General features: G+C 74.8%; 14 protein-coding genes. 4 read left to right on the top strand and 10 right to left on the bottom strand.

The features are described 5' to 3' along the window. Positions 1-21: 21 nt before the first annotated feature. The gene (gene nrdR, locus IE98_RS0125115) at positions 22-519 is read right to left on the bottom strand and encodes a transcriptional regulator NrdR (RefSeq protein WP_030272601.1); all 498 of its coding nucleotides are present in this window, start codon (positions 517-519) and stop codon (positions 22-24) included. Positions 520-1,001: 482 nt separating this feature from the next. On the opposite strand from nrdR, the gene lexA reads away from it, so the two are divergent. After that, on the top strand, positions 1,002-1,739 hold the full coding sequence (gene lexA / locus IE98_RS0125110; protein WP_420706220.1) for a transcriptional repressor LexA: 738 nt from the start codon (positions 1,002-1,004) through the stop codon (positions 1,737-1,739). A 126-nt stretch (positions 1,740-1,865) separates the two neighbouring features. Here lexA and IE98_RS0125105 read toward each other — a convergent pair whose 3' ends face one another. The 3 genes from IE98_RS0125105 to IE98_RS0125095 form a co-directional block, all read right to left on the bottom strand. Continuing rightward, entirely contained in the window at positions 1,866-3,950 is a 2,085-nt protein-coding gene (locus tag IE98_RS0125105; protein ID WP_052390934.1) for an ATP-dependent DNA helicase, read from the bottom strand. A gap of 219 nt (positions 3,951-4,169) precedes the next feature. Continuing rightward, positions 4,170-6,107, bottom strand: coding sequence for a GNAT family N-acetyltransferase (locus IE98_RS0125100; protein WP_078661283.1), 1,938 nt, complete (start codon positions 6,105-6,107; stop codon positions 4,170-4,172). Next, entirely contained in the window at positions 6,104-7,966 is a 1,863-nt protein-coding gene (locus IE98_RS0125095; protein WP_199922963.1) for an IucA/IucC family protein, read from the bottom strand. The genes IE98_RS0125100 and IE98_RS0125095 overlap by 4 nt, the downstream gene beginning before the upstream one ends. Positions 7,967-8,273: 307 nt before the next feature. Between IE98_RS0125095 and IE98_RS0125090 the strand changes: the two genes are divergently transcribed. Together IE98_RS0125090 and IE98_RS0125085 are read left to right on the top strand one after the other, a co-directional pair. Beyond that, a complete protein-coding gene (locus IE98_RS0125090) occupies positions 8,274-9,419 on the top strand; it encodes a trypsin-like serine peptidase (RefSeq protein WP_030272592.1) in 1,146 nt (381 codons plus the stop codon). 145 nt (positions 9,420-9,564) lie between these two features. Then, complete coding sequence (locus tag IE98_RS0125085) at positions 9,565-10,701, top strand: trypsin-like serine peptidase (protein ID WP_030272590.1); 1,137 nt, start codon at positions 9,565-9,567, stop codon at positions 10,699-10,701. 69 nt (positions 10,702-10,770) lie between these two features. Here IE98_RS0125085 and hflX read toward each other — a convergent pair whose 3' ends face one another. The 5 genes from hflX to miaA form a co-directional block, all read right to left on the bottom strand. Next, positions 10,771-12,273, bottom strand: a complete 1,503-nt coding sequence (gene hflX / locus IE98_RS0125080; RefSeq protein ID WP_030272587.1) for a GTPase HflX — start codon at positions 12,271-12,273, stop codon at positions 10,771-10,773. A 93-nt stretch (positions 12,274-12,366) separates the two neighbouring features. Next, positions 12,367-14,838: a RelA/SpoT family protein gene (locus IE98_RS0125075; RefSeq protein ID WP_078661281.1), complete on the bottom strand. Its 2,472-nt coding sequence runs from the start codon at positions 14,836-14,838 to the stop codon at positions 12,367-12,369. A 300-nt stretch (positions 14,839-15,138) separates the two neighbouring features. Beyond that, positions 15,139-16,050, bottom strand: coding sequence for a diaminopimelate epimerase (gene dapF / locus IE98_RS0125070; RefSeq protein WP_420706219.1), 912 nt, complete (start codon positions 16,048-16,050; stop codon positions 15,139-15,141). Positions 16,051-16,058: 8 nt separating this feature from the next. Continuing rightward, entirely contained in the window at positions 16,059-16,529 is a 471-nt protein-coding gene (locus IE98_RS0125065; protein WP_030272581.1) for a hypothetical protein, read from the bottom strand. A gap of 330 nt (positions 16,530-16,859) precedes the next feature. After that, positions 16,860-17,792, bottom strand: a complete 933-nt coding sequence (miaA, locus tag IE98_RS0125060; RefSeq protein WP_030272579.1) for a tRNA (adenosine(37)-N6)-dimethylallyltransferase MiaA — start codon at positions 17,790-17,792, stop codon at positions 16,860-16,862. Positions 17,793-17,957: 165 nt separating this feature from the next. On the opposite strand from miaA, the gene IE98_RS0125055 reads away from it, so the two are divergent. Continuing rightward, complete coding sequence (locus IE98_RS0125055) at positions 17,958-18,188, top strand: antitoxin (RefSeq protein ID WP_030272576.1); 231 nt, start codon at positions 17,958-17,960, stop codon at positions 18,186-18,188. Between the two features lie 45 nt (positions 18,189-18,233). Here the strand turns inward: IE98_RS0125055 and IE98_RS0125050 are convergent, their stop codons facing one another. Then, the gene (locus IE98_RS0125050; protein ID WP_030272574.1) at positions 18,234-18,932 is read right to left on the bottom strand and encodes a hypothetical protein; all 699 of its coding nucleotides are present in this window, start codon (positions 18,930-18,932) and stop codon (positions 18,234-18,236) included. Positions 18,933-19,055 lie beyond the last annotated feature (123 nt).

The following is a 19,055-nucleotide window of genomic DNA, read 5'->3' as shown; positions in this document are numbered from 1 at the left end:
CGGTGGACCTTGGCCGCGGCCCTAGGGCGCGGCGGCGGGGGAGGGCAGCGCGGCGCCGTCCTCCGGGACGAACGGCCGCTCGGCGCGGAGCTCCGCGATGGCGGCCTCGAAGTCCTCCAGGCCGTCGAAGGCCCGGTAGACCGACGCGAACCTCAGGTACGCGACGACGTCGAGCTCCTTGAGCGGGCCCAGTATGGCCAGGCCGACGTCGTGGGTGGACAGCTCGGCGCTGCCGGAGGCGCGCACGCACTCCTCGACCCGCTGGCCCAGCTGCGCGAGCGCGTCCTCGGTGACCGGCCGGCCCTGGCAGGCCTTGCGGACGCCGGAGATCACCTTCTCGCGGGAGAAGGGCTCGGTGACGCCACTGCGCTTGATCACCATCAGGGTCGCGGTTTCGACCGTGGTGAAACGGCGGCCGCAGTCGGGGCACTGGCGGCGGCGGCGGATGGAACTGCCGTCGTCGCTGGCCCGGCTGTCCACGACCCGGCTGTCGGGATGCCGGCAGAAGGGGCAGTGCACCTGAGGACTCCCTCCCGAAGGGCGTGACAGCGGACCGGGCCACTCTACGCGATGAGCGGGGGTCCACAGCAAGCTCGACCACAACCTGTGGGCCCGACGGGTGAGACTGGCACAAGATCTAGCGCTCGGGGGCTTCGCCACGCCGAACGGATCCGGTTCGTCCGCAGTGTTCGCACCGCCACCCGCGCGGCGTGTTCCGCGGACCGGGTCGAAATCTCCGGGGAGGGTGAAATAGACTGCCCGGAGTCGAACATTTAATCGATGTACACCCAAAGCCTTGATCGAGTCAGCAGACTGCTAAATAATTCACTCGAACGTGTGTTTGGCGCAACCTTTCGATAGGGGCACCAGTTGAGCAGGGCAAGGGAGAAACGCCTGTCCAATGAGGGGCCGCGATGAACACCGTAGAACTCAAGAGCAACTCCATCCCGGTGCAGGAGCGCTCCGCGCGCACCACGGACCAGCAAGGCGTGGACCACAGCATGAGCCGTAGCCAGCCGATCGAGCACGCCGCCGTGCAGGATGCCGTGCTCGGCGCGACCGTCCCCACCCGCTCCCTGCCCGGCCGGCCGCCCGGCATCCGCACCGACGAGGCCGGCCTGACGGAGCGCCAGCGCCGGGTCATCGAGGTCATCCGGGACTCGGTCCAGCGCCGGGGGTACCCGCCCTCCATGCGCGAGATCGGCCAGGCCGTCGGCCTCTCCTCCACCTCCTCCGTCGCCCACCAGCTGATGGCCCTGGAGCGCAAGGGCTTCCTCCGCCGCGACCCGCACCGCCCGCGTGCCTACGAGGTCCGCGGCGTCGAGGTCGCCCGCCCCAACACCGCGGAGACGGCCGGCCGCCCCTCGACCTCCTACGTGCCGCTGGTCGGCCGGATCGCGGCGGGTGGCCCGATCCTCGCCGAGCAGACCGTCGAGGACGTCTTCCCGCTGCCGCGTCAGCTGGTCGGCGAGGGCGAGCTCTTCGCGCTCACCGTCCGCGGCGACTCGATGATCGAGGCGGCGATCTGCGACGGGGACTGGGTCACCGTCCGCCGGCAGCCGGTCGCCGAGAACGGCGACATCGTCGCGGCGATGATCGACGGCGAGGCCACCGTCAAGCGCCTCAAGCGCGAGGACGGCAAGATCTGGCTGATGCCGCACAACCCGGCGTACGACCCGATCCCGGGCGACAACGCCACCATCCTCGGCAAGGTCGTCGCGGTGCTGCGACGCCTCTGACGGGCAGCGCGCCGGGGGCGCGGAGAACTGCGCGGGGCACACGGCCCGCGCGGCTCCCCGCGCCCCCTTCTGCTTGCCCTGACCGGCCCATCCCCGACCGAGCGGGAGGTGCACGGCGCGCCCCGGCTACCGGACCGGCTTCACCGGCGGGGCCGAGGCGTCGATCGCCGCCAGTGAGCGGCGGACCTGGTTGCGGTCGTTGGTGTACCAGAAGTCCGGCATCGACGAGCGGAAGAACCCGCCGTACCGGGCGGTGGCCAGGCGCGGGTCGAGCACCGCCACCACGCCGCGGTCGTCCGCCGCGCGGACCAGCCGTCCCGCGCCCTGCGCCATCAGCAGCGCCGCATGGGTCGCCGCCACGGCCATGAAGCCGTTGCCGCCGGCCTCCTCCACCGCCTTCTGCCGGGCGCTCATCAGCGGGTCGTCCGGCCGCGGGAAGGGGATGCGGTCCATGACCACCAGCTGGCAGGCCGATCCGGGCACGTCGACGCCCTGCCAGAGCGACAGGGTGCCGAACAGGCAGGACTCGGCGTCCGAGGCGAACGCCTTGATCAGCTCGCCGAGCGTCTCCTCGCCCTGCAGCAGGATGCGGTTGTCCAGCCGCTCGCGCAGCGCCTCCGCCGCGGCCTGCGCGGCCCGCATCGAGGAGAACAGGCCGAGCGTGCGCCCGCCGGCCGCGCCGATCAGCTCGGCGAGCTCGTCCAGCATGGCCGGCCGGTCCGGCTCGCGGCCGGGCGGCGGCAGGTGCTTGGCGACGTAGAGGATGCCCTGCTTGGGGTAGGTGAACGGCGAGCCGACGTCGAGGCCGCGCCAGGTCGGCGGAACGTCCTCGCCGCCGTCGGGCTCCGGCTCGACGGCCGTCCGCTCGTCCGGCAGCCGGCCCTCCGCCGGCAGCCCGACCGATGCGGCCACGCCGTTGAAGTCGCCGCCCAGCTTGAGCGTCGCCGAGGTGAGCACCACCGAGCGGTCCCGGTAGAGGTTCTCCCGCAGCAGACCGGAGACGGAGAGCGGGGCGACCCGCAGCGAGGCCGTGCCGGCCCCGAACCGGTCGCTGCGCTCGATCCACACCACGTCGTAGGCGGAGTCCTGGAGCAGCCGGTCCGCCGTCTCGTGCAGCGACTCGGCGGAGGCCATGGCCTGCTTGCGCACCGCGTCCTCGTCCGAGAGCGAGCGGTCCCTCGTCTCGCCGAGCGAGGTGATGACCTGGCGGGCGGCGTCCCGGATCGCGGTCACGGCGTAGGCGAGGTACTCGGGCAGTTCCTCGACCCGGCCGGGCTGCGCGGTCTCCATCAGCCCGTGGTAGTTCTCGGCGGCGGCCTGGAGGGCGTCCACCGACTTCTCGTTGGCGAGCTTGGCGGCCCGCCGGACGGCCCGGTTCACCGCGTGGACGGTGAGCTCCGCCGTGGCGGCGCCGGTCACCCGGTTCACCAGCTCGTGCGCCTCGTCGATGATCAGCAGCCCGTGCTCGGGCAGCACCGGCGCGCCCTCGATCGCGTCGATCGCGAGCATCGCGTGGTTGGTGACGACGACGTCCGCCACCTTGGCCCGCTCGCGCGCGGCCTCCGCGAAGCACTCCTGGCCGTACGGGCACTTGGAGGCGCCGAGGCACTCGGAGGAGCTGACCGACAGCTGGGCCCAGGCCTTGTCGGAGACGCCCGGCGAGAGGTCGTCCCGGTCGCCGGTCTCCGTCTCGTCCGCCCACTCGCGCAGCCGCACCACGTCCTGGCCGAGCTTGCTGCTCGGGCCGCCGAGCACCTCGGCGGCGTCGAACAGGCCCTCGCCCTCGTCCGCCGGGGTGCCCTCGTGCACCCGGTGCAGGCACAGGTAGTTGGAGCGGCCCTTGAGCATCGCGAAGGCCGGGCGGCGGCGCAGCACGGGGTGCAGGGCGTCGACGGTGCGCGGCAGGTCGCGCTCGACGAGCTGGCGCTGCAGGGCGAGGGTGGCGGTGGCGACCACCACGCGGTCGCCGTGGGCGAGGGCGGGCACCAGGTAGGCGAGGGACTTTCCGGTGCCGGTGCCGGCCTGGACGAGGAGGTGTTCGCCCTCGTCGACCGCGTCCGCGACGGCCTCGGCCATCCTGACCTGGCCGGGGCGCTCGATGCCGCCGACCGCGGTGACGGCAGCGTGCAGCAGCTCGGGGATGCGGGAGCGCGGTACGGGGGCCGGCGTGTCGTCGCCCGGCAGGGGCAGGGGTGCGGAGTCGTTCGTCATGACGCCGCCCACCTTATTGCGCGCCGCCGACAATCGGTGCGCGCTGCGGCGGGCGGGGCCGGGGCGCCCGCCGGGCCGGGCGCCCCGTGCGCCCCGGCCCGGCCCCGGACGCCACGGCGGACCGGCGGACCGGCGGTACGGCGCCACGGCGGACCGGCGGACCGGCGGTACGGCGCCACGGCGGACCGGCGGTACGGCGCCACGGCGGACCGGCGGGGCTCAGACCCCGCCGGGCGGGGCGAAGCTCGTCCAGGCGGTGCGGGCAGGCAGCGGGTGGAGCTCCTTGCCGGCGACGGCGTTGAGGATCACGGCGGCGCGGTGGGCGCCGAGCCCGAGGTCGGGGGTGCCGACGCCGTGGGTGTGCAGTTCGGCGTTCTGCACGTAGAGGCCGCCGGTGAGTCCGGGCCGGGTGGCGACCCGGTGGTCCAGGTCGACGCGGTAGCGGCCCTGCTCGTCCCAGTCGATGAGGTCGGCGATCGGGTCGAGGGCGTCGGGGCGGGTGGCGCGGTAGCCGGTCGCGAGCACCACGGCGTCGGTGCGCAGGGTGTGGTCGGCCCCGGAGTCGCTGTGCCGGCAGTGGAGTTCGAGGCCGCCGCAGGGTCCGGTGCGGGCGGCCGTGACGGCGGTGCCGGGGACGATCTCGACCGGGTCGCCGCCGGGCGGCCGGCCGACGGAACGCTCGTACAGCAGGTCGTGGATCTCGGCGAGGGTCTCCGCGCTGGCGGCCTTGTGGAGCTGCCACTGGGCGGGCACCAGCCGGTCGCGGACCTCGCGCGGGAGGCTGTGGAAGTAGCGGGTGTAGTCGGGGGTGAAGTGCTCCAGGCCGAGCTTGGAGTACTCCATGGGGGCCAGGGCGCGGGTGCGGCTGAGCCAGCGCAGCCGGGTGCCGTCGTCCGCGCGGTGGCGCAGCAGGTCGAGGAAGACCTCGGCGCCGGACTGGCCGGAGCCGAGGACGGTGATGTCGCGGGCGCCGTCGAGGCTGGCGCGGCGTGCGAGGTAGTCGGCGGAGTGCCAGACCCGGGGGTGGCCGGCGAGGTCGGCGAAGGCGGCCGGCCGGTGCGGGCGGGTGCCGACGCCGAGGACGACGTTGCGGGCGCGGATCTCCTCGCCGCCGGCCTCGGCGCGGAACAGCCGTTCGTCGGTGTCCCAGCGCAGCGCGGTGACGGGTGCGCCGAAGCGGCAGTTGGGCAGCCGGTGGGCGACCCAGCGGCAGTAGTGGGCGTACTCGCGGCGGGAGAGCTGGAAGCGCTCGGCGAAGTAGAAGGGGAAGAGGCGTTCCTGGTGCCGCAGGTAGTTGAGGAAGGACCAGGGGCTGGTGGGGTCGACCAGGGAGACCAGGTCGGCGAGGAAGGGCACCTGCATCCGGGCGCCCTCGACGAGCATGCCGGGGTGCCAGCGGTACTCGGGCTCGGCCTCGCAGAACAGTGCGGAGACGGCGTCGGCGGCGCCGTGGGCGAGCGCGGCGAGGGAGAGGTTGAACGGACCGATGCCGACGCCGAGCAGGTCGTACGGTTCGCCGCCGCCGCGGGGTGCGGGGAGCGGGCGGGTGCGGGCGCGGGGGCGGACCATCAGTGCGGCGGTCTTGTCGGGGAGTCGGAGCTCGCCGTCCTGCCGGAATCCGGCCCGTTCGAGGGAGCGGCGGCAGGCGGTGTTGCGGACGTCGGGTTCGGCGAGGACGCGGCGGCAGGCGGGGCGGTGGGCGAGGACGTGCGCGGCGAGGGCGTCGAGCAGGACGGCGCCGAGGCCGCGGCCGCGCGCGGCGGGCGGGCCGAGCAGCAGGTGGAGGCCGGTGTCGTGGGGCTCGGCCGGGTAGTGGGCGGCGATCGGGTCGAGGTCGGCCCGGTAGATCTCCCAGTAGCTCATCGGGGTGCCGTCGAGCAGGCCGAGGCAGGGCAGGCTGCGGCCGTCGCCGTCGAGTTGGTCGCGCAGGTGCCGTTCGGTGCGTCCGGGCGGGCCGGCCAGGCTCCACCAGGCGTCGACGGAGGGGTCGTTCATCCAGCCGGCGATCAGCGGGAGGTCGTCGGGCAGCCGGACGGGCCGGAGCCGGAACTCCCCGGCGGGGGTGGCGATCGGTCCCAGGTCGGCGATGCCGTCCGGCGGGGCCGGGCGCTCCCCCGGTTCCGGAGCCGCCGGGGCGGGGGCGGCGGGCGGGGTCATGCGGCGGCCACCGGGTTGGGGATGTCGACGTAGACGGACTGCGTCTCGACCGGGCCGACGAGTTCGTCGAGGCCGTGCAGCCGGGTGAGCAGGTTGGCCTTGCAGCGCAGGGTGGGGGCGGTGAGCAGGTGGGCGGGCAGGCCGGAGCCGGTGGCGGCGGCGCGCGGGCCGGCGAGGAAGCGGCGCAGGGCGGCGAGCAGCACCTCCTCGTCGGCGAGCCGCTGGGCGCCGAGGGCGCCGATCAGGCCGAGGACGTGGTTGATGCCGAGGTAGTAGGCGAAGCGCTCGTCGGCGACCGGGTCGGGGACGAAGGTGTCGCTGGCGGTGCCGAGGCCGGGCAGCCGGGCGGTGAGCCGTTCGGCGGCGGAGTCGCGGTAGTAGTAGCCCTGGTTGTCGCGGTAGCGGCCGCCGACGGGCCAGCCGTCCTCGTCGAGCAGGACGAGGGTGTTCTGCTGGTGGGCCTCCAGGGCGATCCCGGCGGTGCCGTCGAGCCAGAGGACGGGCAGGACGACGGCGTCGAGGTAGCGCAGGAACCATTCGGCGGCGACGGTGCCCGGGCGGCGGCCGGTGCGGGCGGCGAGGGCCGCGAGGACGAGGCCGAGGTGGGAGTGGAGCCGCTGCCCGACCGGCTGCTCGGCGAGCAGTCCGGCGAGGCAGTGGACGCGGTCGGCTGGGCCGAACGGCTGGCGGCGCAGCACGGTGGACAGCCCGTCGGGGTCGGTGAGGGCGGGGTGGTCGACGCCGATCCAGGCGGGGTCGCGGACGATGCCGAAGCCGGGGTGGGCGGCCCGCCACTCGGCGGCGAGGCCGGCTTCGAGGAGGCGGTGGACCTCGGTGCCGCGGTGGAGTTCCTTACGGAGGTTCTCACGTCGGGAGTTGGTGATCCGCAGGCCCAGCGAGAGCTTGAGCATCCAGGGGGTGCCGGGGCGGGTGACGGTGCGGACGGAGGAGGTGGGGTGCCAGGGCTCGCCGTGCCGGCCGAGGTCGTGCAGCAGGCCCTGGTCGAGCAGGGCGGCGACGGCGGGGCGCAGCGCGAGTTCGCGGGCCTGCCAGGGGTGGAGCGGCAGGGCGGCGGTGCCGGGCGGGAGGAGGCCGGGGGCGGCGAGGAGCCGTTCGGTGATCCGGTCGGCGCTCTGCCCCTCGGCGGAGTCGGCGGCGAGCAGGGAGCGGTCGACGGCGTACCAGTGCAGGCGGAAGGAGCCGTGGAGTTCGGGCGAGTAGGCGCGGCTCTCGGCGGGGCCGAGGCCGTCGCGGCTCTTGGGGGTGGGGTGCAGCGGGTGGCCGAGCAGCAACGCCTGTTCGGAGCGGAGGAAGGGCGGGTGTCCGGCGGGGTCGGCGGTGGTGCGGCGGTGGGCGAGGATCTCGGCGGTGCGGGCGGCGGAGTCGGCGACCCGGGCGGCGAGGTCGGCGATCCGGCCGGGGTCGGTGTGCCGGCCGTCGCCGTCGGCGGTGCGGGCGAGCAGGGCGGTGGCGGTGACGGCGTCGACGGGGGCGGCGGGGCCGCCGGGCCCGGTGCCGACGGTGGCCGGGCCGAAGCGGTGGCGGCCGCACGGGGACCAGTAGCGGACGGGGGCGGAGAGCCGGGCGGCGCCGCCGAGGACGGGGGCCGAGAGGCGTCCTGCGGCGTCGGGGCGGGTGCCGGTCTCGCGGGCCCAGCAGCGCAGCACGGCCTCGGTGGTGGCGTGTTCGGCGGCGGTGGCCGGGTCGGGGTGGAGCAGCGGGTCGTCCGTCGCGGGGTGCTCGGGCGGATCGGGCAGGGGGTCGTGCAGCGGGTCGTCGTCGGGGGCGCGGCGTGTTCGGGGGGCAGCTGGTCCGGGCGGCGCGGCGGGGGTCGGGGCTCCGGTGAGGGCGGTGCTCAAGGCTGCTCCTTGGGTGCGCGCCGTGGCCGGCGCGGGGTCGAACGGGTGCGGCGGGGGGACGGCACCCGGAAGGCGACAGGTAAGGGTTACCTTCCTGAGGTGCCCGACCACAAAAGCGCCTCACTCGTTGCAGTGAAAGATTCCGGTTCGCTCACCCGTGGGGGTGGTGTGTGCTGACGGTGCGTCCGGGTCACGGTTCGGTGACCTCTTGTCAACCGGCGTGCACCCCTGCGACGTCGGCCGCGCCGGGGGTGGCAGACTTCACCGGCGGCGATCCGGCCGCAGCGACGTCAGGGGGGACGTAGCCATGGCACACATCGGACGGGCGGGGCCGTTCGCGGCACTCGCCGCGGCACTGCTGCTCACCGTCGCGGCCTGCACACCGGAGGGCGGGGGCGCTCCGGAGCCGTCGGGCAGCGCCGCATCGGCGCGGGCGGGCCGGCTGAAGCTGCCGACCGACCTGCCCTCGGGGCTGCTGGCCGGGCTGCCGCGGAGCTGGGACGAGCTGCGCCACTGGAAGTACGCGGACTGGGACCAGTGGGCGTCCCGGCACGTGTTCCACAACCCGGTGGTGCGGGACCTGTGGAACCCGGACCGGATGGACGCCGCCGCACCGCAGCAGCCGGCGCCGCCGGCCGCTCCGCCGCCGCCCGGGGACAACGGCACCGAGCCCGACCCGGCGCCGGTGCCGGCCGTCGCGGTGGAGCGCCCGTACACCCGCTACCCGGCCTCCGGGAAGGTGTTCAGCAACGCGCCGGGCGGCGGCATCGGCCAGTGCTCGGCGACGGTGGTCGCCGACCCGGCGCACCCGGGGAGGTCGAACCTGGTCTGGACGGCCGCGCACTGCGTCCACCAGGGCAAGGGCGGCGACTGGTTCAAGAACGTCATCTTCGTTCCGGCCTACAACAGTTCGGGGGCGGCGAGCGGCGGCCGCAGGGCTCCGCTCGCCGAGGTGGCGCCGCTCGGCCAGTGGTGGGCCGACAAGGTGGTCACCTCGCCGCTGTGGCCGGTCGAGGGCGGGCACAGCGGGGACGCCGCCAACCAGTACGACTTCGCGGTGCTGCGGGTGCACAACCCGCAGGACCCCTCGAAGTCGCTGGAGGAGACGATCGGCACCGCGATGCCGGTCTGGTTCGACGCGCCGCGCGAGCAGCTGCGGATCTCCGCCTGGGGCTATCCGGCGGTCAAGCCGTTCAACGGTCAGGAGTTGGACCGCTGCGACGGCGGGCGGCCCGCCCGGCTGTCCTTCGACGCGGCCCGCCCGGCGATGCTCACCATCGGCTGCACCATGACCGCCGGTGCGAGCGGCGGCGGCTGGTTCGCCGCGATGCCGGACGGCCGGCTCGCCCTGGTGAGCAACACCTCGATCGGCACCAACGCGCACACCACCCTGAGCGGCCCCTACCTGGAGGGCGTCGCCCAGCAGGCACTGGCCTGGATCGCCCGCCAGTAGTACCGCCGACAGACCGCCCGACAGCACGACCGCCCGGGAAGCAGGACCGCCCGACGGCGGACACGCACCGACGCGACCGGCGGTGCCGGGGCACTCCCCGGGACGGCCGGCCGCGGGCACACCGACACAGCAGACGGGGACAGACATGCCTTCCACCTTCCGCAGGACCGCAGCCGCCGCCGCGGCGGCCGCCGTGCTCACCCTCACCGCGACCGCCTGCGACCCGGAGGCCGGGGGCGGCGCCGACGCGGCCGCGCCGGCCTCGGCCTCCGGCCCCGCCAAGCCCGGCCTCGACCTGTCCGAGGCGCTGAAGAACCTGAAGAGCTGGACGACGGACGACTGGGCGAAGTGGGCCGGCGCGCACGGCTTCACCCCGGAGAAGCTGAAGGGCTTCTGGGACCGGACGCGCATGGACAAGGCGCAGGGCATGGAGACCCAGGACGCCACCCTGCAGTCCGAGAAGACCGCGCCGGAGAACGACCCGCAGCCGCCGGTGAAGATCCCCGCCAAGGCGCAGCCGCACCCGTACTCCCCCGCCTCGGCGGTGCTGGGCAAGATCTTCATGCAGGTGGACGCGCAGACCAGCGCGGTCTGCTCCGGCACGGTGATCAGCGACCCGGCGCACCCCGGCAAGTCCAACCTGGTGTGGACGGCCGCGCACTGCCTGCACGAGGGCAAGGGCGGCACCTGGTTCAAGAAGATGGCGTTCGTGCCCTCGTACAACCGCTCCGGTGCGGCGTCGAAGGGCCGCGACGCGACCTTCGAGCAGGTCGCGCCGTACGGTGCCTGGACGGCCGACTACGCGGTGGTCTCCCCGCAGTGGGCGGAGGAGGGCGGCGAGCGCGGCGGCCCCGCCAGCCAGTACGACTTCGGCATCCTCCGGGTGCACAACGAGGACTCCTCCGACGGCCGTTCGCTGGAGGAGGCGGTCGGCAGCTCGGTGCCGGTCTGGTTCGACGCGCCGCGCACCCAGATCGCCGGCGTCTCCGCGTACGGCTACCCGCAGGGTGCGCCCTTCGACGGCCGGGAGCTGGAGTTCTGCGACTCGCGGGTGAAGCCGGCCCGGCTCTCCTTCGACGCCGAGCGGCCGACCATGTACGTGATCGGCTGCACCATGACCGGCGGCTCCAGCGGCGGCGGCTGGTTCGTGCTGCGCAACGGCAAGCCGGCCCTGGTCAGCAACAACTCGATCGGCCCGCGTCCGGCGGCCTGGATGGCCGGCCCGGCGCTCGGCGCGCAGGCGAAGGCGATGTTCGACTACGTGAGCACCCTGAAGCGGTGACCGGAGAACGCCGCGGGCCCCGCCCCCTCGTGAGGGGGCGGGGCCCGCGGCGTCGTCGGTGCGCGGCCGTCAGGCCTGGGCCACCACGGCGAAGCGCTCCAGCTCGGCCGCCAGCACGGCGGCCACCTTGGCGTGCACCAGGGTGCCGTCGCCGGTGTGCTCGGTGGAGATCAGCTCGCCCTCCGCGTGGACCCGGGAGACCAGGTCGCCGCGGGTGTAGGGGAGCAGTACCCGCACCTCGACGGCGGGGCGGGGCAGCTCGTCGTCGATGAGCTGCAGCAGCTCGTCGATGCCCTGGCCGCTGCGGGCCGACACCACGATGGCGTGCGGCTCGCGGCGCAGCAGGCGCTGCAGCACCGCCGGGTCGGCGGCGTCGGCCTTGTTGATCACCACGATCTCCGGCACGTCCTGTGCCTCGACCGAGACGATCACCTCGCGGACGGCCGCGAGCTGGGTCTCCGGCTCGGGGTGCGAGCCGTCCACCACGTGCAGGATGAGGTCGGCGTCGGCGACCTCCTCCATGGTGGAGCGGAACGCCTCGACGAGGTGGTGCGGCAGGTGGCGCACGAAGCCGACGGTGTCGGCGAGCGTGTACAGCCGGCCGCTCGGGGTCTGGGCGCGCCGGACGGTCGGGTCCAGGGTGGCGAACAGGGCGTTCTCCACCAGGACGCCGGCCCCGGTCAGCCGGTTGAGCAGCGAGGACTTGCCGGCGTTGGTGTAGCCGGCGATGGCCACGGACGGCACCTGGTGGCGCTTGCGCTCCTGGCGCTTGGTGTCGCGGCCCTTCTTCATCTCGGCGATCTCCTTGCGGAGCTTCGCCATCTTCTCGCGGATCCGGCGCCGGTCGGTCTCGATCTTGGTCTCACCGGGACCACGGGTGGCCATGCCGCCGCCCGAGGAGCCGGAGCCACCGCCACCCATCTGCCGGGAGAGCGACTGGCCCCAGCCCCGCAGGCGCGGCAGCATGTACTGCATCTGCGCCAGGGAGACCTGGGCCTTGCCCTCACGGGACTTGGCGTGCTGGGCGAAGATGTCGAGGATCAGGGCCGTCCGGTCGACGACCTTCACCTTGACGACGTCCTCGAGGTGGATCAGCTGGCCGGGGGTGAGCTCGCCGTCGCAGACGACCGTGTCGGCGCCGGTGGAGGCGACGATGTCGCGCAGCTCCTTCGCCTTGCCGGAGCCGATGTAGGTGGCCGCGTCGGGCTTGTCACGGCGCTGGATCACACCGTCCAGCACCTCGGAACCGGCCGTCTCGGCGAGCGCGGCCAGCTCGGCCAGCGAGTTCTCGGCCTCGTCGACCGTGCCGTCCGTCCACACGCCGACGAGCACCACGCGCTCCAGGCGGAGCTGGCGGTACTCGACTTCGGTGACGTCCTGGAGCTCGGTCGACAGGCCGGCGACGCGGCGCAGGGCCGCCCGCTCGGAGCGGTCGTACTGTTCCCCGTCGTAGTGGTCGAGGTCCTCGTCGATCGCCGCGAGGTCCTCGTCCATCAGGGCACCGGCCCTGAGGTCGGCGAGCCGGCGGGCGGACCCGCTCGTCTGGGTGCGGCTGTCGAACGTGGAGGTCATCTCATCCTTTGCGGTGTCGGGAAGGCCGGCGCAGACGGACTGCGTCGAGGAGTCTGCCCGGCTGCCGCCCCTTCTACCGTCGGGCGGGACGAGCTACCCCTGTGGACCGCCGCCGTCACCGGCGCTACTGCCTCCGGTGAACGCCGCGGACCGGCCGTGCATTCCCCACGATGGTCGCACGGCCCCTCCGGCCGGGTCACCCCCATTTCGCCCCGCGGCCACCTCGGCGGCACTGTCCTGCGCGTCGCCGACCGCGTCGCCGACCGGGCCCTCGGCAGGGTCCTCGGCGGCCGGGTCGGCGGTGCGGCCGGCTGCGGCGAAGCCGTTCCGGACGGGGGTGTCGCCGGCGTCCTCCCGCGGGGCGCCGGGCCGGTAGACGTCGTACACACCGGGGACGCGCAGCATCGCGCGCATCACCGCGGGCAGCGTCTCGGCGCCGGGCAGTTCGATCGTGTAGCTGTGCCGGACCCGCAGCTCGCGGGGGGCCTCGACGTCGGCGGAGAAGATGCCGACGCCCTCGCCGGAGATCGCGGCGGTGAGGTCGGCGAGCAGTCGGGGCCGGTTCAGCGCCTCGGCCTGCAGGGCGACCCGGTAGCCGTTCGGCGGTGCGGCGCCGGGGACCCAGGTGAGCGACAGCGGGCCGCGGCCGTCCTCGCGCATCCGCTCGCCGACCGGGCAGCCCGTGCGGTGGACGGCGACGGCGCCGCCGCGGATCGGATAGCCGGTGACCGCGTCCGGGGGTACCGGGGTGCAGCAGCGGGCGAGCCGCACCGGAGTGCCGGGCCGGCCGGCCACGGCGACCGGGGCGCGGCCGCGGGCGCCCGCCGGCTGGTGCTGCGGGGGCTGGGGGGCCGGTCTGCTGTCGGCCGGCCCGGTCTCCACCACCGGCGCGGCGTCGGGACGGCCGGCCAGCCAGCGCTCCACGGCGAGGCGGGCGGCGGGGGTGCGGGCGTGCTCCAGCCAGGCGGCGGAGGGGCCCGGGGGCTCCCCGGTCGGGGCGGTCAGCACGGCCACCATGTCGCCGTCGCGCAGCACGGTGGAGAGGGTGGCGAGCCGGCCGTTGACCCGGGCGCCGATACATCGGTGGCCGGTCTCCTCGCCGAGCAGGTAGGCGGCGTCCACGCAGCTGGCGCCGACCGGCAGGTGGAGGGTGTCCCCGGCCTCGGTGACGACGGTGATCTCGCCGTCGTCGGAGAGGGTGTCCCGCAGGGTCGTCCAGAAGGCGTCCGGGTCGGGCGTCTCCTGTTGCCAGGCGAGCAGCCGGCTGAGCCAGCCCGGTCTCGCCGGGTCGGTGCGGTCGAGCTCGTCGCCGGCCGCCGGGGTGCCGGGCGCGGCCGCGGCGACCGTCGCGGCCGGGCCGGCGGGGCCCGACCGGTCGGCGGGCTGGTGCGGGTCGCCGAGCGCGACCACGCCGAACTCGGCCACCCGGTGCATCCCGCGGCTGCGGACGAGCACCTCGGCGACCTCGCCGCCGGGCAGTTGCACCGCGGTGTGCAGCGACTGGTAGAGGTTGAACTTGGGGGCCGCCACGAAGTCCTTGAACTCGCCGGGCAGCGGGGTCCAGCAGGTGTGCAGCTCGCCGAGGACTGCGTAGCAGTCCGCGTTGTCCTCGACGACCACGAGCAGCCGGCCGAAGTCGGCGGGCTGCAGTGCCTGGGGCCGCCCGTCCGGGCCGGCCGCGGCGGCCCGCTTGAGCAGCACCCGGTGGACGGAGACGCAGTGCCGGGGGCGCACGGTGACCTCGGCGGTCACCCCGGCCTCGGCGAGCTGGCGGGCGAGCGTCCCGGCGAAGGGCTCCAGCAGTCCGTCCGGCCGGGCCTCGTGCGCGGCGACCACGGCGCGCGTCCGGGCGTACTCCTCCGGGTGGAGGGTGGCGAAGACGATGTCCTCCAGCTCGGTCTTGAGGACCTGGATGCCGAGCCGCTCGGCGAGCGGGATGAGGACGTCCCGGGTGACCTTGGCGATGCGTACGCGGCTGGCGGGCTTCATGTGTCGGATGGTGCGCATGTTGTGCAGCCGGTCGGCGAGCTTGATCACCATCACCCGGACGTCGTCGCCGGTGGCGACGAGCATCTTGCGGAAGGTCTCCGCCTCGGCGGCGGCGCCGAAGTCGACCTTCTCCAACTTGGTGACGCCGTCGACCAGGTAGGCCACCTCGGGGCCGAAGTCGGCAGCGACCTGATCGAGCGTCACCTCGGTGTCCTCGACGGTGTCGTGGAGCAGCGAGGCGACCAGCGTCGTGGTCCCGGCGCCGAGTTGGGCGAGGATCATGGTGACGGCGAGCGGGTGGGTGATGTAGGGCTCGCCGCTCTTGCGGGTCTGGCCGCGGTGGCCCTCCTCGGCGAGCCGGTAGGCCCGGGCGAGCAGGGCGAGGTCCGGCTGCGGATGGTGCTGGCGGTGCGCCTGCACGATCGGTTCGATGGCGTCCGGGACGGGGGCGCGGCCGGTGGCCAGCAGGGCGGCGCGGCCGGCCCGGGTCAGCGCGCTGCGGCTCAGCCGGCCGAGCGGGCGCCTGGGTACGGCGCCGGGCTGAGCGGTCTCGATCGGTCCTGCTTCGATGGCCATCCGCACCTCCGGCAGCGATCACCGGAGCGGGCTCCCGACCCGGTGGTCCATGCTACCGAGGACAGCACGATCCGCGACGCAATGCTCCCGGTCCGTGACCAGGATCACCCGATCGGGCGGATTCGCCCACGACCGAAACGGGAAAACAGGGCACTCCGGCCGGAGCTGACGGACCGCCGGACACCTTCGTGCGCGGACGGCCCGCGGGTGTGCGGCGGGGGAACCGACGGACCGTCGGGCCGGCGCGGTGGCGCAGTGGTGCGCGCCGCCGGCCCGACGGTCCAGATCCGGGGCCGCGGGTCAGGCCGGGAGGCCGGCCAGCCAGGCCGGGTCCAGGGTGCCGGAGGCGACGATCTCGGCGGGGCCGGTCATCTCCACCCGGCCGTCCGGGAACTCCTCGATCACCAGTCGGCCGCCGGGCAGGTCCACCGTGTAGCGGGCGGCCTCGCCGGTGACGGCGGGGTCGAGCCCGTCGCGGCGGGCGGTGGCGACGGCCACCGCGCAGGCGCCGGTGCCGCAGGAGCGGGTCTCGCCGGAGCCGCGCTCGTGCACCCGCATGGCCACGTGGTGCGGGCCGCGGTCGACCACGAACTCGACGTTGACGCCGTCCGGGTAGACGCCCTCGGGGGTGGTGCGCGGAGCGGTGAACAGGTGCCCGGCGTCGCCCAGGCTGTCGACGAAGGCGACCGCGTGCGGGTTGCCCATGTTGACGTTGCGGGCGGGCCAGGTCCGCTCGCCCACCGCGACCTCGATGCCGTCCGGGCCGGGGAGCACCGCCCGGCCCATGTCGACGGTGACCTCGCCGGGCGTCCCGTCGGCGGCCGGTTCGGCGACCCGGACCCGCCGGACGCCGGCCCGGGTGGCGACGGCCAGCGCACCGGGCTTCGCGAGCCCGGCCTGCACCAGGTAGTGGGCGAAGACCCGCACGCCGTTGCCGCACATCTCGGCGATCGAGCCGTCGGAGTTGCGGTAGTCCATGAACCACTCGGCCTCGTCGGCGAGGTGGGCGGCGGCCGGGTCGGCGGCGGAGCGCACCACCCGCAGCAGACCGTCGCCGCCGATGCCCGCGCGCCGGTCGCACAGCCGGGCGACCGCGGCGGGGCCGAGGTCGAGGCGGCCGTCCGGGTCGGGGACGATCACGAAGTCGTTCTGGGTGCCGTGGCCCTTGAGGAAGGGGAGGCCGGATTCGGTGGGTGCGCTCACACGGCCGATGGTACTGATCAGCCGCGCAGGTGGACGACCCGCCAGAGGGCCAGCGCCACGGCCGCGCCCGCGATCAGGGTGTAGGCCGCGATCGCCCGCCAGCTCGCCCGGGTGCCGCTGCCGCGCCGGGGCAGGCCCGGCCACTGGTAGCCGGCCCGGCGGGCGGCCATCGCGCCCCAGCCGCCCGAGGCCGCGGTGAGCAGCAGGCCGAGCATGCCGATCATCGAGGAGGCGGCGTCGCCGGAGAAGGCCAGCGGGAAGGCGAACATCAGGGAGCCGAAGGTGGCCATCAGCACGATGGGCAGCAGCTGCCACCAGCGCAGTCGGCGGCGCGGCCGGATCTCCCGCTCGTGCACCACGCCGGGAGCGGCGAGGTCCTCGATGGCGGGCAGTGCGATCGCGTAGGAGGTGGGCACCACGAGTTCGGGCAGCACCTGCTCGGTGCCCTGCCTGAGCTCCTCGGTTTCGGGGCCGGTACCCGTCGACACGCGGCCTCCCCTGACGGATCGACACGAGTTCACGGACTCGTGAACGGTGGAGCCGGCCCGCGCGGACCGACCCTCGGTAGTGACGATGATGGCATGTCCAAGGTTGCCGACAGGGCGTCGTACGGGGTCTCCGGGTGATCCGTGGCCATGACGTGATCGGGCCGTGACCGCGGGTTCGTCGTGCACCTGCCGCTGCGTGCGCAGCTGCACGAACGACATGGCCGGAAAGCGCCCCCCGCGGCCTCCGGGGCTGCGCGGGACGTCCTCGGGGCTCACGTCCGGAGGGTACTCCCCGGCGAACCTCGGGGGCGCCGCGGGCGGAGCGCGGGATCAGCCGCCGATCAGCTCCAGCGAGCGCGCCAGCAGCTCGACGGGGTCGGCGCCGACGGGGCGGTCCAGCCAGTGGATGCGGTCGTCGCGGCGGAACCAGGACTCCTGGCGGCGGGCGAACCGCCGGGTGGCGCGGACGGTCTCGGCCCGGGCCTCGTCCTCGGTGCACTCGCCGGCGAAGAAGGCCAGCACCTGCTGGTATCCGAGGGCCCGCGAGGCCGTCCGTCCCTCGCGCAGCCCGACCTTCTCCAACTCCCTCACCTCGTCGAGGAGTCCGGCCTGCCACATGCGGTCGACCCGCAGCTCGATCCGCTCGTCCAGCTCGGGCCGGGGCACCCGGACGCCGATCTGCACGGTGTCGTAGACGGCGGTGTGGCCGGGCAGGTTGGCGGTGAACGGCCGGCCGGTGATCTCGATGACCTCCAGCGCCCGGACGATCCGCCGGCCGTTGCTGGTCAGGATCGCGTCGGCGGCCGCCGGGTCCAGCTCGGCGAGGCGTCGGTGCAGCACGCCGGGGCCGTTTTCGGCCAGCTCCTCCTCCAGCCGGGCGCGTACGGACGGATCGGTGCCGGGGAACTCCATCTCGTCCACGACGGCCCGCACGTACAGGCCGGAGCCGCCGACCAGGACGGGGGTGCGGCCGGCCGCGAGCAGCCGGTCGATCTCGGCGCGGGCCAGCCGCTGGTACTCGGCGACGCTGGCCGCCTCGGTGACGTCCCAGATGTCCAGCAGGTGGTGCGGGATCCCGCCGCGCTCCTCCTCGGTGAGCTTGGCGGTGCCGATGTCCATGCCCCGGTAGAGCTGCATCGAGTCGGTGTTGACCACCTCGCCGCCGAGGGCCGTGGCGATCGCCACGGCGAGGTCGGACTTGCCGGCTGCGGTGGCGCCGACGACGGAGACCACGCGGGAGGGGACGGGGCTGGAGCTGCTCACCCGCCCAGTCTCCCAAACCCTGCGGCGGTGTTCGCACCCCCGTATCGTTTTGCCCGATTACGCCCGGTTTGCCGGGGAGAACAACCGGGCACATCCGAGCGTTGGAGGAAATGGGACGCCGGCCCGCCGGGTCCGGCCCTCCCCCACCGGACGAGGAGACCAGCCATGGGACTGAAGGACAGCCTCAAGGTCAAGGCCGACGAGCTCAAGGTCAAGGCGAGCGAACTCACCGGCCGGCACGAGGAGAAGATCGACGACGTCGTCGACAAGACCGGCCAGGCCGTCGACAAGGCGACCAAGCACAAGTACCACGAGAAGATCGAGCACGGCACGGCCAAGGCGAAGCACATGGTCAACGACTTCGCGACCAAGCCGGAGGCGGGCAGTACCCCCTGATCCGCCCGGACCGCGGGCCGGACCTCCCGGACCTCGGGCGGGGGCTCAGCGCCAGGAGGCCACGAGGTAGCCCACGCCGTACGGGGCCTCGTCGAGGAGCAGCCGGCCGCTCAGGCCCGCGCCCTCGGCGGCCCCGGCCAGCACCTGCCAGGGCGCCCGTCCGTCGGCCTGCAGCTCGGCCGAGAGCTGCGGGTCGAGGGCGGCCAGCGCGGCGGTGTCGGCGGCGGCCAGGGCGGCGGCCGCGGCCGCGTCGTAGGCCTCGGAGCGCTCGTCCCAGTAGCCCGGCGCCTTCACCGAGCGGCAGGCGCTGCCGCCGCCGAGGACCAGCAGGCCGACCCGGTCCGCGAGGTCGGCCAGGCCCTTGCCCAGGCCGGCCAGCCGGTCGGGGGCGGTGTCGGGCCGGACGGCGCAGGCGTGCGCTGGCAGCGCGGCGCCGGCCTCGGCCAGCAGCCAGGCGCCGACGGTCAGCGAGGGTGCGAGTTCGGGGCCCGAGACGCCGGCGGCGGGCAGCCGCACCGCGAGGTCCACCCCGTAGCGGCGGAAGGAACCGGCCCCGCCCTCCGTCCAGACCTCGGCCCTGGGGCCCGTCCCGACCACGACGATCAGCTCCGCACCGGAGTCGAGCAGCTCCCCCACCGCCTCCGCGCAGGCGGCCCGCAGCCCGTCCAGCTCGGGCGCGGCACCCGCCGCCACCTCCGGAACGACCAACGGCGGACAGGGACACACGGCGGCGGCAACCAGCATGGCGATCACTCTAGTCGGCGCAGCCCCGCCGGAGGCCCGTGGCGAACCCCGAGGGCGCGCGGGGGTGCCTCCCGACCGGGGGCCGCGGGACCCGCGCGCGGCGGGAGGCACCGTGGCCTCCCG

The sequence above is a fragment of the Streptomyces sp. NRRL B-24484 genome (assembly GCF_000717715.1).
Lineage (GTDB): Bacteria > Actinomycetota > Actinomycetes > Streptomycetales > Streptomycetaceae > Kitasatospora.
Note: the sequence above shows the minus strand (reverse complement) of the source record. Positions and strands in the feature narration are given on the sequence as shown.

What these genes read in the sequence shown, in the direction of transcription:
- hflX (WP_030272587.1), bottom strand. Translation starts at nt 12,273, where the DNA reads ATGACCTCCACGTTCGACAGCCGCACCCAGACGAGCGGGTCCGCCCGC.
- IE98_RS0125055 (WP_030272576.1), top strand. Translation starts at nt 17,958, where the DNA reads ATGGGACTGAAGGACAGCCTCAAGGTCAAGGCCGACGAGCTCAAGGTC.
- IE98_RS0125105 (WP_052390934.1), bottom strand. Translation starts at nt 3,950, where the DNA reads ATGACGAACGACTCCGCACCCCTGCCCCTGCCGGGCGACGACACGCCG.
- IE98_RS0125090 (WP_030272592.1), top strand. Translation starts at nt 8,274, where the DNA reads ATGGCACACATCGGACGGGCGGGGCCGTTCGCGGCACTCGCCGCGGCA.
- IE98_RS0125085 (WP_030272590.1), top strand. Translation starts at nt 9,565, where the DNA reads ATGCCTTCCACCTTCCGCAGGACCGCAGCCGCCGCCGCGGCGGCCGCC.
- IE98_RS0125050 (WP_030272574.1), bottom strand. Translation starts at nt 18,932, where the DNA reads ATGCTGGTTGCCGCCGCCGTGTGTCCCTGTCCGCCGTTGGTCGTTCCG.
- IE98_RS0125100 (WP_078661283.1), bottom strand. Translation starts at nt 6,107, where the DNA reads ATGACCCCGCCCGCCGCCCCCGCCCCGGCGGCTCCGGAACCGGGGGAG.
- lexA (WP_420706220.1), top strand. Translation starts at nt 1,002, where the DNA reads ATGAGCCGTAGCCAGCCGATCGAGCACGCCGCCGTGCAGGATGCCGTG.
- IE98_RS0125075 (WP_078661281.1), bottom strand. Translation starts at nt 14,838, where the DNA reads ATGGCCATCGAAGCAGGACCGATCGAGACCGCTCAGCCCGGCGCCGTA.